The sequence below is a fragment of the Bartonella sp. MR168JLCBS genome (assembly GCF_042194175.1).
In genome coordinates, this window is the sequence record NZ_JBHIMP010000307.1 from 1 (window position 1) to 778 (window position 778).

Here is a 778-nt window from a genome sequence, read left to right on the forward strand (position 1 = left end):
CCTGTTGAAATATCAATCCAGGAAAGGGCAAATTCTTCTCCCTTGGTGGTTTTAATGCGGGCAAGTGTCATCAGATAATTTGCGCGGGTTGGATCAAGAAGCTTTTCTTCTGTTATAGTTCCAGGTGTAACAAGACGAACGACATCGCGCCGAACGATTGATTTTGATCCACGTTTTTTAGCTTCTGCTGGATCTTCTGTTTGTTCACAAACAGCAACGCGATAACCGCAGGAGATCAGTTTTTGCAAATAATCATCTGCAGCATGAACTGGAACACCACACATAGGAATATCTTTACCCAAATGTTTTCCACGGGTTGTGAGTGTGATTCCTAAAACCTGAGCAGCTTCAATTGCATCATTGAAAAATAATTCATAGAAATCACCCATACGGTAAAAGAGAAGAGAATCGCTATTAACTGCTTTGATTTCTATATATTGCTCCATCATAGGTGTGAGGCGTTCTTTATGTGGGGCAGATGAGGGAACGGGTTGTGAGTTTAAATCATTTTTATGGTCAGTCTTATTATCCATTTTTACCCGCTTGCTTCTTTTAATAGAGGCTTTGATACCCTTTTTTATTTATTTCAACGTTTATCTTCATTATCTGTGAATTGAAATGCGTTATCAGGTTTATTAGAACAAGCATAGCGATTTCTGATATATGAATCAAATTGTAAAATCGGATAATTACACGCGTTATCGAACAGAATTTATACTGTTTTTGGGAAAGCTTAGGTGAGATGAAAAAAAGTGAGCAAGATCAGAAAATGCCTCAA

The 778-nt window shown here is 37.8% G+C and carries 1 pseudogene; it reads right to left on the reverse strand.

Going from position 1 to position 778, the window contains the following annotated elements:
* A pseudogene (locus ACFIK8_RS11060) lies at positions 1-533 on the reverse strand (DNA mismatch repair protein MutS); the annotation flags it as partial.
* Positions 534-778: the final 245 nt, after the last annotated feature.